15 protein-coding genes are annotated in these 16243 nt (G+C 40.0%); 4 read left to right on the top strand and 11 right to left on the bottom strand.

The window, feature by feature from the left end; genetic code table 11:
- Window positions 1-219 precede the first annotated feature (219 nt).
- The gene (locus tag PS1M3_RS07235; protein ID WP_006794759.1) at window positions 220-636 is read left to right on the top strand and encodes an MgtC/SapB family protein; all 417 of its coding nucleotides are present in this window, start codon (window positions 220-222) and stop codon (window positions 634-636) included.
- Between the two features lie 65 nt (window positions 637-701).
- Here the strand turns inward: PS1M3_RS07235 and PS1M3_RS07230 are convergent, their stop codons facing one another.
- The gene (locus PS1M3_RS07230) at window positions 702-1724 is read right to left on the bottom strand and encodes an energy transducer TonB (protein ID WP_203987021.1); all 1023 of its coding nucleotides are present in this window, start codon (window positions 1722-1724) and stop codon (window positions 702-704) included.
- Window positions 1725-1879: 155 nt separating this feature from the next.
- Entirely contained in the window at window positions 1880-3787 is a 1908-nt protein-coding gene (locus PS1M3_RS07225) for a beta-ketoacyl synthase (RefSeq protein WP_203987019.1), read from the bottom strand.
- A 124-nt stretch (window positions 3788-3911) separates the two neighbouring features.
- On the opposite strand from PS1M3_RS07225, the gene PS1M3_RS07220 reads away from it, so the two are divergent.
- Entirely contained in the window at window positions 3912-4922 is a 1011-nt protein-coding gene (locus tag PS1M3_RS07220) for a GlxA family transcriptional regulator (protein ID WP_008131596.1), read from the top strand.
- A 36-nt stretch (window positions 4923-4958) separates the two neighbouring features.
- Here the strand turns inward: PS1M3_RS07220 and PS1M3_RS07215 are convergent, their stop codons facing one another.
- Genes PS1M3_RS07215 through PS1M3_RS07205 form a run of 3 tightly spaced genes read right to left on the bottom strand, consistent with a single transcriptional unit; the run spans window position 4959 to window position 7997 of the window.
- Window positions 4959-5471 carry an MgtC/SapB family protein gene (locus tag PS1M3_RS07215; protein WP_008131595.1) on the bottom strand — a complete coding sequence of 171 codons (513 nt, stop codon included), beginning with the start codon at window positions 5469-5471 and terminating at the stop codon, window positions 4959-4961.
- A gap of 17 nt (window positions 5472-5488) precedes the next feature.
- Window positions 5489-6598, bottom strand: a complete 1110-nt coding sequence (locus PS1M3_RS07210; RefSeq protein WP_008131593.1) for a GNAT family N-acetyltransferase/peptidase C39 family protein — start codon at window positions 6596-6598, stop codon at window positions 5489-5491.
- Window positions 6599-6602: 4 nt separating this feature from the next.
- Entirely contained in the window at window positions 6603-7997 is a 1395-nt protein-coding gene (locus PS1M3_RS07205) for a RimK family protein (RefSeq protein WP_008131591.1), read from the bottom strand.
- A 317-nt stretch (window positions 7998-8314) separates the two neighbouring features.
- On the opposite strand from PS1M3_RS07205, the gene PS1M3_RS07200 reads away from it, so the two are divergent.
- Window positions 8315-8665, top strand: a complete 351-nt coding sequence (locus PS1M3_RS07200; protein ID WP_008131588.1) for a zinc ribbon domain-containing protein YjdM — start codon at window positions 8315-8317, stop codon at window positions 8663-8665.
- Window positions 8666-8715: 50 nt separating this feature from the next.
- Here the strand turns inward: PS1M3_RS07200 and PS1M3_RS07195 are convergent, their stop codons facing one another.
- From PS1M3_RS07195 to PS1M3_RS07170, 6 genes are all read right to left on the bottom strand, one after another.
- Window positions 8716-9117, bottom strand: a complete 402-nt coding sequence (locus tag PS1M3_RS07195) for a hypothetical protein (protein WP_370587974.1) — start codon at window positions 9115-9117, stop codon at window positions 8716-8718.
- Window positions 9118-9226: 109 nt separating this feature from the next.
- Complete coding sequence (locus PS1M3_RS07190) at window positions 9227-10180, bottom strand: hypothetical protein (RefSeq protein WP_203987017.1); 954 nt, start codon at window positions 10178-10180, stop codon at window positions 9227-9229.
- A 146-nt stretch (window positions 10181-10326) separates the two neighbouring features.
- A complete protein-coding gene (locus PS1M3_RS07185; RefSeq protein ID WP_203987014.1) occupies window positions 10327-10803 on the bottom strand; it encodes a GreA/GreB family elongation factor in 477 nt (158 codons plus the stop codon).
- 116 nt (window positions 10804-10919) lie between these two features.
- On the bottom strand, window positions 10920-11852 hold the full coding sequence (gene secF / locus PS1M3_RS07180; protein WP_203987011.1) for a protein translocase subunit SecF: 933 nt from the start codon (window positions 11850-11852) through the stop codon (window positions 10920-10922).
- Window positions 11845-13683 (bottom strand): protein translocase subunit SecD, encoded by a 1839-nt coding sequence (secD, locus tag PS1M3_RS07175; RefSeq protein WP_203987008.1) that lies wholly within the window; start codon window positions 13681-13683, stop codon window positions 11845-11847. The genes secF and secD overlap by 8 nt, the downstream gene beginning before the upstream one ends.
- A 111-nt stretch (window positions 13684-13794) precedes the next feature.
- Window positions 13795-14256 carry a hypothetical protein gene (locus tag PS1M3_RS07170; RefSeq protein ID WP_008131578.1) on the bottom strand — a complete coding sequence of 154 codons (462 nt, stop codon included), beginning with the start codon at window positions 14254-14256 and terminating at the stop codon, window positions 13795-13797.
- A gap of 94 nt (window positions 14257-14350) precedes the next feature.
- On the opposite strand from PS1M3_RS07170, the gene PS1M3_RS07165 reads away from it, so the two are divergent.
- Entirely contained in the window at window positions 14351-16129 is a 1779-nt protein-coding gene (locus tag PS1M3_RS07165) for an ABC transporter ATP-binding protein/permease (protein ID WP_203987006.1), read from the top strand.
- The last annotated feature ends 114 nt before the right edge of the window (window positions 16130-16243 follow it).

The raw sequence follows: 16243 nt of genomic DNA, 5'->3' as shown, positions 1-16243 counted from the left end.
ATATACTATACGTTTATAAAATTAAGACTGTAAAAAGTTGTAAAACCAATTTAAATACACCTGTAAACACATTAAGTAAAAGTGATAAACCAATGTGTACATTTTACTAAATATGCTCTAAATCAACCTAAAATAAAAAACAATACATTGATTTTAAATGCTTTTATATTTGGCGCAGCAATTGCTTTTGTAAGTTAAGTTTTTTAATAGAGAATCGCTATGGAATTTGATTTACAGTGGAATGAAATCTTAGATAACTTAATTCATTTAGGTATTGCCTACGCCCTAGCCCTGCCAATGGCCTACGATAGAGAGCGAAGTAAAGACGGCGCTGGACTAAGAACATTTCCGTTAGTAGCAGTTGCATCGTGTGGGTATGCACTTATAGCCATGTCGGTACTAGACTCATCTGAAGCACAATCTAAAATGTTACAAGGAATAATAACAGGTATTGGTTTTATTGGTGGTGGCGCAATTTTGAAAAATAACCAGTCAACATCAGGTACTGCGACAGCAGCGAGCATATGGAATATGGGATTAATTGGTATTGCTGTAGCAAATAACCGATATGAAGTAGCCATTTTGCTAGCTATTATTAACTTTATAACGCTCAGGTATGTAAAAAAATTGAAGTAATATAGCTTAAAAGTAAAAACCCCATCGTTATATATGGGGTTTTAAATAAAAATATTTTTTGGTCTTTACAAAAAAGCATTACCACTTTGTTTTAGCGTTACTGTTTGTGCTTGCGCACTTTTAATTAATAACCCGCAACGTAAATCATCTTTAGAAATGACAATTTTATCAATAGCGCTTGTGTTGTAATTTACCACTTTATTTTCACAGCGCAGTTGAACCTTGCTAAGTGGCATTGTTGACTCAAGCACAACCTCACTTTTAGACAGTAAAGGCATAACAGCTTGATCTGTCTCAATAGCTATTTGTTGGTTTATATCGCCTGAATTTTTATAAATATCATTAACTTGAGCTAGCAACTGCTGCTTGTTTTCATCTGTAAAAACAAAGGCTTTAATATTTCCTAGGGCATCAATTGCATCATAAGCGCGCACGTAGTCCTGTTTAGATATAAACCATTGCAAAGCATTTTTTACCACTCGCACTTTAATCTGATCTGGTAAATTATTTCTAAATAAAAATGTATTATTAATGTGTTTATCAAAGCCAGTCCAATCTTGGGTAAAGTAGCTATGCTGACTTTTTAGCCATGAAAGTAATACTATTTCAACGGTATTTTTAGCATGGTCGCGTTCTAGCTCTATTATTTTACTTTGCGCTTCATCTAATTTTTTTTCATTAATTAAATTACTTGCCGTTTCATAATCATTAAAAAAGCCATGCGTTGCTTTGTCGTTAGTGTACCCCAAGTGCAAGTTTTGAGAAGTCACTGTAATAAGCTTGGCACTAGGCACAGCTTTACCATCGACCTGAGCACTCTTGTAATTTAGTTTTGACACATACTCAACAACTTCTCTTTTGTATTTGTCTTGCCCAATAGATGCAACAATTTCAATATCACTAACCTGACCACTTTCATTCACAACATAACTACTTAAATTTAAGCCTTCAAAGCGTGACACACGAGAAGATGTATTTGTTTGTTTATTGTAGTTGTCCTTAACAACTTCAGCTGGCACAAAATCTGCCATTACTGGCACACAAGTTAACGCAGGTATTATAGAAAGAGCTATAGAGAGTTTTTTCATTTGATTATCCATCCTAGAACGCAAAGTATCTATTATAGAAACAAACATTATAAAAAGATGCAAGCTTATATTTATAACTAACCAAAATTTAACTATAGGCTAATAAACATAAAAAAGGCGCTTTATTAAGCGCCTTGGGTTTCAAGTATGTGTGCTTAAAACATATCTTGATAGGAGTGGGTTGTATTAAACGAAATTGCTTTATCAAAACCAGGAAGCTCTATTCCGTCTTCGCCAATTACAATATTGTTATCGTCAATGGCGCCATCACCAAAACGATATACTAATTCGTACTTACCAAGGTCAGCTTGCGCTTTATAGGTGTTTTGCGCAGCAACAACGGATGTGTTTTTATCAGCGTAATCACTCATCGCTTTTTCACCATGACGCTTAGCAAGCATTTGAAGTGTTACTTTAGCGCTTAGTACAGCAGCAGTGGCGTTATTACCGCCAAAACCTTTTGAGTTTATAAAGGCTATGTCCATGTCGCCACAATCGTAGTGGCTGTTACGTATATCTAAGTGTTCAGCATAAACATCGTCGGCAACTTTATCTATGGTAGTAATACCCGGCATAATATTATGGCTAAATACACCCAGCGCAATAGCAAGCTGATCGCCACTGGCGGGAGCAATTGTATGCCCTACATAAGCTTTTGGCGCCGTCACTTTCCAGCTATCAATGGCAAACGTTTGTGCCACTTTATGATAAATAAGTGACTCTGTTACTCTATTTTGCGGCGTGCTAGAACCGTGCGCTAAAATAAAGCTGCGCTTTTGTAACGCCTCTTTACCTAATAAACTTGTTGCAAGCGCTGCAGATTTGGCCATTGTAATGTAGTTACCAGGGCCCGGTGAGGTGATTGATTTTTTTATACCATCGGCATTTACAAATACATCCGGTACTGAGCCCATAATATCTGCACCAAGCTCTAGTGCTAATGCATCATCCATTAAAATAGTTACTTGTGCGCCTTCACCTAATGTAAAACCACAGTTTTCACCGAATGGGCGGCTGCTTTTACGATAATTTGGCTCTTGTTCACTGCTTAAATTATCTAAACGGCGCAGGCCTTCAACATTAGCAAGGGCGCTCATATTACCAAAGCCTTCTACTACTTCAGGCGTAATAGCGCATTCAACACTTGCTACCACCGCAACACGGGTGCGCCCTGCTTGAATATCGTTTACTGCAGCGCGTAAGTTATATAAAAATGTGGCACATGCACCCGAGGTAGAAAACGTAGTACCTACATTACCTGTAACGTAGGCGTTTATAAAATCAGTCGACATCGTGTTTAAGCCAAGTGCTAATTGCTTTGTACTAACACGATCGCCCTGCTGACGTGCTTTAACTAAACCACCTAACCCTTTGTCGTCCATTTGGCCAATAACCGAGGCTGAATAAGTACCAATTTTATCTGGCTCTACGCTATTCATTATGCGTTGCCAATCAAGACCAGTTGACTTAATAGCATCGTTTGCTGCAAATATAGTGGCTTGCAAACCACGTGGCTGGTAACGGCTGTTATACATTATTGATGGATCAAACCCGGTAGGAAACTGACCTGCCGATTTAATTGGGTTATCACGGGTAGAATCTAATTTTACATCTAGCTCTGCCGCTATAGTCACTTTTACTTTTTTGCCTTCAAGCTCTTGAACTTTCCAACTGGCAGGCACTGGGGTTGGTAAATCGCGTGAGCGCGTTTCAAACACAATTGCGTTTTCATCAGAGGACTTTAACGTCATCTTTTGCTGCCAAGGCGTGGCATCTGCGTCAAAGTGCTCTTTTTCAATTTTACGAATAAGTGTGCCAGCAATAATTTGCTCACCAAAGCGTGCTTCTATGTCGCTTTGCTCAACATTATTACCGTTTGTGTCTTGTAATTGACCATCAACAACGCGTACTAAGTTCATTAATGTGGCGAGGCCTAAAAATGTTTCACTACGAGCTTGTGCGGTTAATGCGTCTAACACGATACGGCGGTAACCTTGATGAAAAGAAGTACGGCCCGCGGCGTTAATACCACCCATGCCTACTATTACGGGTAATGCTGTCATAATTAACCTTTAAAACGTGTTACAGGAGAAGCCAACAGTTTAATTGGATTAACCACAGCACTTTGTGCTTTAATAGCCAAATATTCAGCATTAAAGGCCAAAAAATACTGGTCGGAGCATTCACATGCATAAAAAATCAGTAAACCCAGCGTTAAATATTGCCATAGCAGTGTACCCGCATTTACTTATTACCAGTTTAACACTGCCTATTGAAATGCTAAGAGCCGGTGAGGCTTATGCAAAAGGCCATTTAAGCCACACGGACTTTAGACCGCTTAGTATAAATTTGATTGCTAAAAATAATGAGCCAATACAAAACCGTACTGGGCTTGCCATAGTTCCCGACTGCACCACACATAACGCGCCCTACAACGACTTAATTATTGTGCCTGGGATTTGGCGAAACCCTCGTCCGGTCGTACGTACTAATAAAGAAGTGGTTGAATGGCTACAAGAAAGCTTTGAAACCGGCAGTCATATAATTGGTGTAGGCACGGGTAATTGCCTAGTTGCAGAAGCGGGCTTACTGGATGGGCACCCCGCAACAACCCACTGGCATTACGCCAAACAATTTAGCAACGACTACCCGTTAGTGCGCTTAAAGCCCGACTTTTTTATCACCCAGTCAGAGCGCATGTATACGGTGGCAAGTTTAAATGCCCTTGCCGATGTGATCGTTCATATTATTAGCCAATACTATGGCAAAGCAGCTGCGCAACATGTAGAGCGTAACTTTTCGCACGAAGTACGTAAACCATACGAAGATCAGCGCTATCTTGAAGGCGCGGTTGACCGCCATCCAGATGAACTTATAGCGCAAATTCAGTTTTGGCTTAAAACTAATTTAGCCAGCGAGTTAAACTTACAAGAAGTAGCCGCCCAATTTAGTTTGAGTTATCGCACATTTACCCGCCGCTTTAAGCTTGCGACTAATCAAAGCCCTATAGAATATTGGCAACAATTACGGGTAGAAGGCGCTAAAGAGCTATTAGCTTCATCTAATTTAACGATTCAAGAAGTAGCACTTGAGGTCGGCTATAACGACCAAGGTCATTTAACCCGCGTGTTTAAAAAAGTGCTTAGCCAAACGCCAAGCGAGTACAGAAAAGTAGTACGAAGAAAACTATTTGGCTAATACAAATAATAACGCCACTAAATTAGTGGCGTTAAATCAGTGGCTTTCTGTGTCGTTAAAGTCTTTTCGGTAGTAACGTTTTTGATAATTTTTTACTTTAGTGTGTACGCCTTTGCTTAGGCTTTTAAATTTTGCCTCCAGTACATCTACACCGTATAAAATACCAACCACCAGCACCGAAATTTTAATGGCAGCACCTAAATTGTCGGTGGCTATCATTACCCCAATTGAGGCAAGCACCCAAATGGTTGCAGCAGAGGTCACCCCTACTACAGCGCCGTCTTTTGCAAGCATAACGCCAGCGCCTAAAAAGCCAATACCTGTAATTATTTGCCCCACTACACGAGAATGATCAATCACATCACCTTGTAAGTTAAACGCAGTTGATAAAAACAAATACGTGCCCAGCGTGATTAAAGCTGAGGTACGAATACCCACAGGTTTACCGCGCAATTGCCGTTCTAACCCAATTATGGCACCGCAAAAAGCGGCGGTACCAATGGCCGCCCACGAATAAGGGGCTACATCAATTAAATCTAAAAAAGTCACTCTTTTTTATAAACCTATTAATTATTTGCAATGGCCACTGCGGTTCTTAAACGTTGGCTACCAAATGCTGACATTTTACTAAAATCACTGCGCGCTATAGGTACGTACTGGCAATCTATAGCGAGTTGTTTGTCGCTTCCTGGCTCGCAAAACGGGTCATGAACATACACGCAGTGCTCATCAAGGTGGGTAACGCACACCCAATGAGGTGATTTTTTACCATCAAACCGGTATGTGCTAATTAGTAACAGCACACTAAAGCCTTGACTTAACCACTGTTCAATATGCTCAAGCTCTACATCTTTATAGCTAAGTGGTATATTTGCCTGCGCTATACCCTCTACAAATTGTTGGTGTACTGTTGAAAGCACCACTTTTTTGTTTTCACTGCGTACACCATCTAAAAACAACGGCTCTGTGGTATTTACCATTACCTCGCTTTTAAAGCCGCGTTTATTAGCCGCCAGCGCTAAACCAAATGGATGGCAACCACCGTGGCCCGATGTCATAAAAATGGTGGTGCTTTCGCGCCAAAGAGCCAGCTCATGTGATTGGCTAAGCTTAGTTGTTGGCTTAAGTGCCCCCATTGCCATTAATAACGCCGCAGGCCCACAGGTAAACTCGGTAGTTTGTTGGTACCACGGCGTTAACCGCGCTACTTTTAGCTCACTCGTTTGGCGAATATTTTTTTGCATTCGCAGTGCATCACTGTGATCGTCATAATAATCACTATATTGACCAAACACTCTGTAACCCAAGCTTTTGTAGAGCCCTATCGCACTTTCGTTATTTACCGCCACTTCTAATCGTAAGTAAAGTCGCCCACGCTCGCTGGTTTGTTTTTCAAGCGCAGCTAATAGCATTTTGGCAATGCCTTTACCTTGCATTGTGGGTAGTACAGCAAGCGAATATAAACGTGCTAAACGTGTGCCTTTATGGCACCACACCAGCCCATAGCCGCATACTTGCTCGCCATTATTGGCAACGAGCAAAATACCGTGCTTAGCATTTAACCAGCGCTTTAAGCTACGCGGGCTCAATTTATCGTTATTAAAGCAAGTATTTTCAACGTCAATCAATGCGTTTAAATCACTGCTAAGTGCCTGTCGAATAACAAGGTTACGCATGTTATTACCCACGGCCTCGCGCTTCTAAACGTTGTTTAAATTCGTCCATAATGATCATGTATAGCTCGTCGCCCAAATAGCCATCTTCTACTTTGTGATCAATACTTGGATTGTCATTTACTTCAAGCACATATGCTTTGCCTTGATGTTCTTTAACATCTACGCCATATAAGCCTTTGCCCACAGTTTTACATGCTTTTAAAGCAGCATCTAACACGGCTTTTGGTAACTCAAAGGTAGGTAACGTTTCAAAGCCACCAGAGAAAAACCGTTTAGCATCATGATTATAAATTTGCCAATGATTACGCGCCATTAAGTAGCGACACGCATAAATAGCGCGGCCATTTAATACACCCACTCGCCAATCGTATTCTGTGTACATGTATTCTTGTGCAAGTACCAATGCGCTATATTCAAACAGCTCGGTTAATTTAGCTTCAAGCTCACTGCGATTTGCAACTTTAAACACCCCTTTAGAAAACGACCCTTCAGGCATTTTTAAAACCAGCGGATAGGTAAAAGCCTCTTCTAATTGCTCAAGCGTTTGCGCTGCTTGATCAGCCACTACCACCGTTTTTAAGCTCGGCACTTTTTGATAATTAAACGCATCGTGTAAATACACTTTATTACAACAACGTAAAATAGATTCAGCATCGTCAATAACTACTAAACCTAGGCTTTGTGCTTTGCTTGCAAGGCGATACGTTGGGTGGTCAATTGCTGTAGTTTGGCGAATAAATAACGCATCAAACTGGGCAATGTTGTCTATTTCTTCAAAGCTTAATGCTTGAGCATTAATACCATGTTTAGCCGCTGCTTTTATAAAGCGGGCTATGGCATCTTTATCGCTCGGTGGTACTTTTTCGTTATGATCAACAAGGATTGCCATATCCCATCTAAAACGGCGCTGCACAGTACCAATGCGCCATTGGGTTTGAGTAAACGTATTTAGTTTCGCTACAAAATTGCTGTATTGCTCGTCGTTTAAAGTGCTAAGCGAACCTTGCTGTAACAAGCCTTGTTCATCTACATATAAAATAGGCGCTGGGTATTGCTTAAATACCGATTTAGCCGCTTTGCTTTGTAGCTCGTTTAAAGCATTACCAAAGTAAATTTCGCCATCAATTTGCCCAACGTTTAACATAGGAGCTTGTCCGCCTCGAAGCGCGTTTATTGTTTTAACACTGGGTAACACCTGGTGTTTGCGGGCCTCAGCAAGCAATGAGCAATAGTAACCCTTACTCAAGTATTGGCTTGAGTCGCATAAATTAATAATGCGGGTTTTAGGTTCATTATGTTTTGGGTAATCACGTAAGTAACTATTAAACGTAATCACATTTTCGAAAGATTGAGCAAGTGTTTGCTCGTTGTTATCAACCACTATTAAGGTTTTAAACACGACTTTTCCTAGTTATACCAATCGGTAGTAAGCCAATTATAAATGCGTGCGATCTTTAAATTATCGCACTATAAATAGAAACACCCATCGTACTAAGTGTGCATTGCGCGTATCACTTAATCCGATGGGTGCTTTAACAAATACCTACTGTAAGTGTTAGCGCCTAAATTGCTTAGGCGACATCAGCTTTATATGCCCTTTTTGAAAACCACACAAACGAGATATTTTTAGCGTAAAGATAAAAAATATTGATTAACTATATTTTCCTATTAATGCAGATTAAAATACGCAAAATTACTATTTTATGAGCGTTATAAATGTCACACCCAGCCTGCCCACAGTGCCAATCTGAATATGTTTACGAAGACCAGCAACTGCTTATTTGCCCTGAATGCGCCTATGAATGGAACCCAAATAACACAGGCGATGAAGACGCAATTTTAGTTAAAGATGCCAACGGCACCCTGCTTAATGATGGCGATAAAGTGACCATAGCCAAAGATCTAAAAATAAAAGGCAGCTCACAAGTTATTAAAATTGGCACAAAAGCGATTGTTAGGCGTGTGCTTGATAAAAAAGATCACGAGCTAGATTGTAAAGTAGATGGTATTGGCGAAATGATGGTAACAGCGAAGTTTGTGAAAAAAGCTAACTCGTCGGTCGGATAAATGGCGAAGCCATCCTGCATGTCTCACCAAAACGATCGAAATAATTGATTTTATTCAGTTATTGGTGAGCATTCGTAAACAACCGCTAAACCCAGGTCTATATGAGCAACAATATAGCCATATTCCTTCTTTGACAATTTGCCAGTTTTATACAGCTCTTTTGCCGACTTATGGTTCCATGATTCACCACATTTTGACTCTGGAATTTGAAGCTCTAGGGTCAGTAGGTATTCCTTTTCTTTATCTATGGAATACCCTTTTTTAACAGAGCTTTTCGCGCAGAGGCTAAGTGCATATTCAACCGCAAACTTGTCAACGCTTGGTATACCAACAAACTCCACATCACACCCTAAAACACGTTCGCCAGAAGCCTTCGTGTAATAAAGCTTTCCTGTAGTGCAAGCTGACAGTAAAAAGAGCATCGCGGATATTGATAAAACTCTATGAATCAAAATACTTCCTTGTTTACCTAATACCCGCTAAAGCGGAATAAAATTGTCAGTAATAATATGAAGCGAAGTGGAACTGAGCCAACCGCTTTAGTTTCATCTGAACGGCTTGTTAGCCTTCTAAAGTACTTGATCGCCATGCCCATTGTGAACTTTCATTTAGACCAAAACCTTGTTCAATGTGAAGGTTATTTGCGTAGCGTAAAGTACAGGTTTCCAAAAATATATCGCCGACGTCAAGGTCTTCTGAGAGGTAAATATAATCATCGGAGTTAAATTCATCACAAACAAAGCCAATGATAATTTGAATGTTCATCGCTGCTAGTCGAGAAGCTCTTGACAATAAAGTCAAAACCAGTCTTTTAGTTCTTGGGTCATCAAACTCCCAGGTAAATTCGGGATTATCAATAATGGGAAAAACAGCATGCGCTATATGATTTCTTATGTTCCTTACCAAAGAAAAACCAATGGATTTATGATTGTCTTTTTCAAGATCTATATCAAAATTAACTTTGAATATATCTTTGTATATTTTCGATACTTCAGTTAACCCATCTACTTTGTGGGAATAATACTCTGGCAATTCTCTTGAAACAAAAACCTCGTCTAACAGCCATGCTGATTGCGTTGAGTAACTTCGTTTTCTTTCTATATTTTTACTAGTTTTTTTTAGTTTAAAAAACTGTTGTTCATAAACTTGACTTGATAACCGGTAAGCCTCTTCAAGTGCATTCGAAATAAATAGAAATCTAGTAATCTGGGTTGCTAGAGAAGAATCATGGTTTGCATTTGAATTAAGTTCGTCAGCTACAGGTTCGCAGTAAAAATGTGCTTCCTCATATCTAAAGGTATTCATGTCAACTGATTCAAGTTGACTAGCTAAACGAAGCCATTTGGCAATGCTTTGAGTTTTGGCAACACCACACTCAACGATTTCTTTTTTAACTGACTTAAATACTGCTTTTTCATTGCTAAGTAGCTCACAAAATTTACCAAGCTCATGCAGGTGAAGAGTCAACTCTCTGAAGGAGCCACAAATCTGACAAACTGGTTTCTGTGTTTTCACAACTCTATTCCTTGAAGGCTAACACCTTATTGCTCCCATTTTGATAATTAATAACACACCAAAACGACTTTTAATAATGTTATGAGACAGAATTACCTTTGTCGGATGGCGCTTCGCTTCTCCAACCTATATATAAAACTAATGCTTTATAAAATTTCTACCACATCATATTCATGGTTTTTTCCTGCAATACTTAGGCTTACTTCATCATCAAGTTGTTTGCCTAAAAGTTGTTTACCTAGCGGTGCTTCTGGTGTAACAACTTGAATGGTCAGCCCTTTTACTTCAACCGTTAAACCGCCTGCGGCTGGGCCTAAATAAAACCATTTTTGTAAGGCGTTTTCATCTTCTAAACAAACGAGAGAACTTATAATCACTTTATTGTGAGTGGGCTCTTTAAAAATGGCTTCAAACTGTTTAATACTTTTGTAGCAATCGTTTACACGCTCGGCTTGGCCTTGTGCTAAATAAGCGGCTTCGAGTCCTAGGGTATCGTACTGCGTTTCTGCAACGCTTTCTTCGTGAGTTGCGGCGTCGTGCGCGGCTTTTGCTGCTTGTTTTGCACTGTTTAATTGTGCTTCGAGTGCAAATTTAAGGTGTTCTATTACGTGGGATTTATTCATGAAAGGCGCTAAAAACCAATGCTGTAAACTATGTGGTTGATTTTAACGTTATAATGCGCTTAAAACCATTATTTTAAGCGCCTGTATTTTAATGCTGATTTTAAAAGTATTTATTGCTAGGGCATATCGAGCAACGCTTGCGTTTCTGCATCTTGTTTTTCTTCGTAATTTTTAGCACTTAACCCTAAAAGCTCAGGTAAAGTAGCCGCAATACAAATAGATGAGAACGTACCTACTACAATGCCGGTAAATAGCGCGATGGCAAAGCCTTGTAATAGCGCACCAGCGAGGAGCCAAACACTTGCAACTGTAGCAAGCGTGGTGCCCGATGTAATAAGCGTACGCGTTAAGGTACTTTTTATGGCGTTGTTAATAATACTTGCCGGGCTAAGCGCATTATTAGATTTAACACGTAAAAGCTCGCGTACTCTATCGCCTACTATTATCGAGTCGTTAAGTGAGTAACCTATAATGGCGAGTAAACTGGCAAGTACCGTCAAATTAAACTCAATACTTAATAGCGAAAATAGCCCCAGTACCAGTAATAAATCATGCACTAGCGCAACCACAGAGCCTACGGCTAAACGCCATTCAAACCGCACCGCTAAATACAGCATTACTGCAACCATAGCTGAAAATAGCGCTAAACAACCTTGCTCAAACAGTTCATCACCCACTTGTGAGCCAATATACGCTGATGATAAAACCTCGGCGTTAATATCTGCGTTTTGTGTAATAGCAGATTGCCAATCGTTACTATTTGCTGTTGAATCGCTAGGCGCTTCGCGTAATTGATAATGGCTATTGCCTTGCGCGGTTAGTTCAAACTCGCCATTGTGATTTTTAGTAATAAACGATTGAAGCTCTTTTAGCTCAACACCTTGGCTGGTGGTAAATTCCGTTAGGTAGCCACCGGTAAAGTCTAGGCCAAAATTAAGCCCTTTTTGACTGAGCGTAAATACCGATAGCAGTACAAGTATGGCGCTTAAAAGCATGCCTGAAAAACGCAGACGAGTGCCCGCCTCGCCCTTTAAAAAAGTGTTAAGCATGTGCATTTACTCCTGCTTTTTTAGCCAATTTTAAATATAACGTTTGGCTTAGTATTTTTGATACGTACACGCCAGTAAATACCGAGGTTATTAAGCCAAGTGCCAATGTTATGGCAAAGCCTTTAACTGGGCCGTAACCTATTCCATATAAAATAAGCGCGGTGATCATGGTGGTTATATTGGCATCAAATATGGTGTTAGCGGCCTGCTTGTAACCTTCTTGAATAGCTTGATAAGCAGAGCGGCCTTTTCTACGCTCTTCCTTTATTCGCTCAAATATAATAACGTTGGTGTCTACCGCCATACCAATGGTGAGTACCAGCCCGGCAATACCCGGAAGTGTTAACACAACCCCTGGTAATAACGACATTAGCCCCACAAGCGACGTTAAGTTTAATAACAGCGCTACGTTTGCAATAAGTCCTAAGCGGCGATACCACGTTGCCATAAAGGCAAGTGTAATACCCATTCCCAGCATCAATGCGGCCAAGCCGTTAGTTATATTTTCTTGACCTAGGCTTGGGCCAATTGTTTGCTCGTGCACAATAGTAACCGGTGCAGTTAGCGAGCCTGCGCGTAATAATAGTGCTAGGTCGGCCGCTGCTTGTTGGCTTTTCATATTAGTAATACTAAAACGTGAACTTAAATGCTGCGCAATATTCGCCACATTTATAACTTCGCTTTTTTTAACGGTTTCACCTTTAGCGTTTTGAGAGTACTCAGAGTAAACCGTGGCCATAGGCTTACCAATATTCGCTTTTGAAAACGACGACATCGCATCGCCGCCTTGTCCATCAAGGCTAAGTTGCACAAGTGGCTTACCCCAATCATCTCGCCCTATATTGGCGTTATTAATATGCTCACCGGTAAAAATCGGCACAGGATCAAGGTTTATGGTGCCACCAGACTGCATATCAAATGTTTGCCCACCAATTTCTTTTAACTGATAAAACCCAAGTGATGCAGTTGCACCTATGATGCGCTTTGCCTCTGTTGGATCTTGCACACCTGGCAGTTCTATGCGTATACGCTGTGTTCCTTGGCGCTGTGTTACGGCTTCAGTAATACCTAATTCTTCAATGCGCGAGCGAAGCGTAGTAAGCGTTTGGCTCATTACTTCTTTATTAAAGTTGCTGCGCCCTTGCACTGAGTAGCTAAACTTGGCGTTTCTAACATTGCCGTTATTGGTTGTTGTAACCGCTAAATTAGCAAAGCGACTTTGTAGCTCATCAATCACTGGGTTAAGTTTTTGCACCGCATTAGGCAGCGCGTTAATTTCAAAGCCGTGCCCTGTTTGCAGCACTTTAAGGCCGTGCGCTTTTTGCTTAATAATAATTGATTTTGCTTGTTGATACGCACTCACTAATTGCTCATCAACGGCTTTATCTAAATCTACGTCGAGTACAAATAACACACCGCCGTTTAAATCTAGTCCCAATTTTATTGGCGATAAACCAAATTCTTGCAGCCAAATTGGGCTTGTTGCATGCTCTACAATTTTAACTTGCGTGTTTGGGTACTGCGCCTTTATGGCTGCCTGCGCTTGTGCGCTTTTAGTTGGCTCGTTTAATAAAATATTTATAGTGTATTGCTTATCAAGGCCTTGCTCGACTTTTAAGCCTTGGTTATTTAAAAAAGTAACTAAGGCTTGAGTGCTTGGCACGGCTTGCGTTTCGCTATGTGGCGCGCTATATACATGCAACCACGATTTATTAGGGTATAAGTTGGGTAATGCGCTAATGGCTAATAAAACCAGCACAATAAGCATGGCTATATAGCTTAATTTAAATTTAGCCATAAATGGCTTTTGATCTTTTTTTACACTTAACATGGTTTTTCCTTATTACCAGTAAATTACTGGCAACGTGCTTTTTAAAAGCACAATTAATCTCAAGGCTTAAACGAAAAACGTTGAAACCTAATAAAAATTAAATAAGGAAAATTAAGCGTGGTAGGTAGTTACTGCTTTGTAGAGTAAATTAGCATCTTTCCAGCCGCTTAAACGGGACTTTTTACTATTGTGCACAAACGTATACCAAGGCTGAATAACGTTTACTGCTTGAGGGCGTAAAAATATTTGCCTAACAAGGTGCTGCGCAAAAAACTCAAAAACAACATCGTATTCTGGCTCACTTTGAACTGTGTGCAAAAAAAGTGACGTATTACTTGCTGTAAGCCTTGGCTGATGTGAGTCAAAATCGGTATGTTGTGTTTTTTTATGCGCAGGTGCGTCTGAAGACTTTTTAGTAGGCTTTGTTTTAGTTATATCAATAGCATCTGTAAATAAAATGTGTGAACTGACAGCTGGATTTAAATTTTGTGATACCTGCACAGCATTACTCTGCAAACTAAACAGTGCAGCTAGTAGCAAAAAAGCAGTTATAAAAACACGAAATTTAAACATACTTAAATCAAACTAAAATAAGAGATGCCTAGTATATTAGGGCAACTATTTAAAATACAATGCTTAACAATTAAGTATTTAATCGAGAAAAATAATGCGCTCCAGACAAAACGTTGAAAAACGTGCAGACGCCATGAATTTAAAACAAAGCGTTAAAACGTTGTGGCCTTACATTACAAAGTTTAAAGGGCGCGTATTTATTGCGCTTTTAGCGCTTATTGGTGCTAAAGGCGCCACGCTTTTAATGCCTTGGGCGTTAAAAGAAATTATCGACTCGGTTGATAAATCAATAAACCCAGTGTTGGTCATTCCCGCTCTATTATTAATAATGTACGGCGGTTTGCGTTTCGCTAGTGTGTTTTTAGGTGAAGTAAGAGACGCTGTTTTTTCGCGGGTAACCGAACATGCTATGCGCAATATTGGCCTAAAAGTGTTTAAGCATTTGCACTCGCTTGAACTTGCATTTCACTTAGACAGGCAAACTGGTGGTATAAGCCGTGACATAGAACGTGGTACCAGTGGACTCAGCTTTTTAATGCGCTTTTTAATGTTTAACATTGTGCCTACCCTTTTTGAAATTCTCACCGTTGCTATTATTTTTGGGTCGCTATTTTCTATTTGGTTTGCGTTAATTACACTTCTTGCTGTTGGTGTATATATATTATTTACAGTCACGGTGACACAGTGGCGTAATCGTTTTATTCGTGAATCAAACGCAGCTGATAACCTCAGTAACACACGCGCAATAGACAGCTTACTTAATTATGAAACTGTAAAATATTTTAATAATGAGCAGTTTGAAGCCAAAACATATGACTCATTTTTAGCTAATTGGGAAACCGCGCGTTTAAAAAATAGGATGTCTTTGCTTGCGCTTAATTCAGGGCAAGCATTAATTATTGCCAGTGCCATCACCGCGTTAATGTGGTTAGGTTCAAGCGAGGTAGTAACAGGGTCACTAAGCATTGGTGAATTAGTGATGATAAACGCGTATATGATCCAATTATTTTTACCGCTTAACTTTTTAGGATTTGTTTACCGTGAAATCCGCCGTGCTCTTACCGATTTAGAAAACATGCTGGGCTTACTCAATAAAAAACCACAAGTCACTAACGCTCCAAATGCAAATACCCTTAATGTCCCAAATGGGGAAATTGCCTTTAATAATGTGAGTTTTAGCTACAACGCTAGCCGCCCTATTTTAAATAATATTAGCTTTAAAGTGAAAGCGGGTAGCAAGGTAGCTATTGTGGGCGCAAGTGGTGCTGGCAAAAGTTCACTAGCGCGCCTGCTCTATCGTTTTTATGATGTAACATCGGGCAGCATTACTATTGATAACCAAGCTATTAGCTCGGTCACGCTTGATAGCCTTCGTAAAGCTATTGCTATTGTTCCTCAAGATACCGTTTTATTTAACACAACAATTCGTGAAAACATTGCCTATGGCCGCCCTTCTGCAAGCGATAGTGATATTGATAAAGCCATTGAAATGGCGCATTTAAAAGATTTCATTAATACGTTAGCTGATGGCGATAAAACGCGAGTGGGTGAACGAGGTCTAAAAGTATCTGGCGGCGAAAAACAGCGTATTGCAATAGCACGCGCTATTTTAAAACAATCCCCAATTTTAATATTTGACGAGGCAACGTCGGCTCTCGACTCTCAGGCTGAGCAAGCAATATTAAAGGCAATGCATGAAGTAGCCAGCGAGCACACCAGTATTGTAATTGCGCATAGGTTATCAACCATTACTGATGCCCATACTATTATTGTGCTTAAGTCGGGCCAAATTGTTGAACAAGGGCAACATAACGAATTGCTGACCTTGGGTGGTGAATACGCACATATGTGGGCATTACAACAACAAGATTAACCTGTTTATTAATTTATGTTGGTAGCTTGTTGCTTACGTTGCTTATTGGTTTTATCGGATCAGGCTGTGATTCACCTCAAAAGAATTGTGTGCCTGTCTTTTACACATAACAAT

Origin of the sequence: Pseudoalteromonas sp. PS1M3 (assembly GCF_016865405.1) — a bacterium.
Classification (GTDB): Bacteria; Pseudomonadota; Gammaproteobacteria; order Enterobacterales; family Alteromonadaceae; genus Pseudoalteromonas; species Pseudoalteromonas marina.
Note: the sequence above shows the minus strand (reverse complement) of the source record. Positions and strands in the feature narration are given on the sequence as shown.

What these genes read in the sequence shown, in the direction of transcription:
- PS1M3_RS07235 (WP_006794759.1), top strand. Translation starts at nt 220, where the DNA reads ATGGAATTTGATTTACAGTGGAATGAAATCTTAGATAACTTAATTCAT.
- PS1M3_RS07230 (WP_203987021.1), bottom strand. Translation starts at nt 1,724, where the DNA reads ATGAAAAAACTCTCTATAGCTCTTTCTATAATACCTGCGTTAACTTGT.
- PS1M3_RS07225 (WP_203987019.1), bottom strand. Translation starts at nt 3,787, where the DNA reads ATGACAGCATTACCCGTAATAGTAGGCATGGGTGGTATTAACGCCGCG.
- PS1M3_RS07220 (WP_008131596.1), top strand. Translation starts at nt 3,912, where the DNA reads ATGCATAAAAAATCAGTAAACCCAGCGTTAAATATTGCCATAGCAGTG.
- PS1M3_RS07210 (WP_008131593.1), bottom strand. Translation starts at nt 6,598, where the DNA reads ATGCGTAACCTTGTTATTCGACAGGCACTTAGCAGTGATTTAAACGCA.
- PS1M3_RS07200 (WP_008131588.1), top strand. Translation starts at nt 8,315, where the DNA reads ATGTCACACCCAGCCTGCCCACAGTGCCAATCTGAATATGTTTACGAA.
- PS1M3_RS07185 (WP_203987014.1), bottom strand. Translation starts at nt 10,803, where the DNA reads ATGAATAAATCCCACGTAATAGAACACCTTAAATTTGCACTCGAAGCA.
- secF (WP_203987011.1), bottom strand. Translation starts at nt 11,852, where the DNA reads ATGCTTAACACTTTTTTAAAGGGCGAGGCGGGCACTCGTCTGCGTTTT.
- secD (WP_203987008.1), bottom strand. Translation starts at nt 13,683, where the DNA reads ATGTTAAGTGTAAAAAAAGATCAAAAGCCATTTATGGCTAAATTTAAA.
- PS1M3_RS07170 (WP_008131578.1), bottom strand. Translation starts at nt 14,256, where the DNA reads ATGTTTAAATTTCGTGTTTTTATAACTGCTTTTTTGCTACTAGCTGCA.
- PS1M3_RS07165 (WP_203987006.1), top strand. Translation starts at nt 14,351, where the DNA reads ATGCGCTCCAGACAAAACGTTGAAAAACGTGCAGACGCCATGAATTTA.